This is a genomic window from Pseudomonas sp. F8002, assembly GCF_013385495.1.
Classification (GTDB): Bacteria; Pseudomonadota; Gammaproteobacteria; order Pseudomonadales; family Pseudomonadaceae; genus Aquipseudomonas.
Genome location: NZ_JACAPW010000042.1, coordinates 1 through 275 on the forward strand (window position 1 = coordinate 1; position 275 = coordinate 275).

A 275-nucleotide genomic window follows, 5' to 3' on the forward strand; every position below is an offset into this window, starting at 1 on the left:
CAGATCAAAATCAAAAGCAAAAGCACGGCGGCCTGAAAGCCGACCTGAGTGTTAAAAGCCAGATCAAAAACCAGAGCGAAAGCAGAGCTGCTTTTCTGTAGGAGCTGGCTTGCCGGCGATGCAGACAACTCGGTGTATCAGGCACACCCAGTTGATGCCATCGCAGGCAAGCCAGCTCCTACATTTGAACCTTGCCCGCTTTAGCTTTTGATTTTGCTTCACCACACTCAAGCCGGCCGGGAGGCCGCTGTGCCCTTGATCTGCTTTTGATCTTG